Below are 743 nucleotides of genomic sequence, written 5' to 3'. Positions count from 1 at the left end.
GCCCGCGATCAGACGTTGACCTTGCCCGATGTTGTTGTTGGGCAGAGTTACCCTAACCCCTTGCGTGAACCCCATGGCGCAACATTTACCAGTGTTAACGGTGATAGCAACTTTGTCCTGTCCGCCGACGGCTCCTCCTGGTCCTACAACCTAGGAACCCTGAACACGTTGACCTGGGACATGGCCTACCCCGGCCCCGTCTGGCCCGCCTGGAACTTCAGCGGCACCATTCTCCAACGCTCCGGTGCCCGCGCCATCGACCCACGCCCCACCACCTTGGTCGATGACACCGCCACCACTCTGAACACCACACCAATCACCATCGACGTCCTAGCCAATGACGGGCTCCCCGGGGAAGCCACCCTGGACCCGACAACTCTGACACTTCTTGACAGTGCAGGGAACCCCACCACACAACTAAGTGTCAACGGCGGCGTCTTCACCCTCGCCAACTCAAAAGTCGTCTTCACCCCCACGGCAGGATTCACCGGCACCGTACCCGCCGTCCAGTACGCCGTCACCAACGTCGATAACATCACCGGCAAAGCCACAATCCGTGTCACCGTCACTGCCACCACACCACCCACCACAGACCCCACACCCACCAACACGGCCACAACACCCCCCACCAACGGCACCACCCCAACCGGATCCACAACATCATCGGCCAACCCCACAACACAGGGCCTAGCCATGACCGGACTCCAAACCGGCACACTCGCAACCATCGCACTCCTCGCCGC

General features: G+C 61.4%; 1 protein-coding gene. It reads left to right on the top strand.

Annotation, left to right across the window (positions count from 1 at the left end; all coding sequences use genetic code 11):
• Nucleotides 1-60: 60 nt before the first annotated feature.
• On the top strand, nt 61-743 hold a 683-nt coding region (locus CXQ94_RS22810), incomplete at its 3' end, for a hypothetical protein (protein ID WP_181034361.1).

The organism is Arthrobacter sp. GMC3, from assembly GCF_002929305.1.
Lineage (GTDB): Bacteria > Actinomycetota > Actinomycetes > Actinomycetales > Micrococcaceae > Specibacter.
The sequence above is the reverse complement of the archived record's forward strand: the minus strand, read 5'-3'. Positions and strand labels throughout refer to the sequence as shown.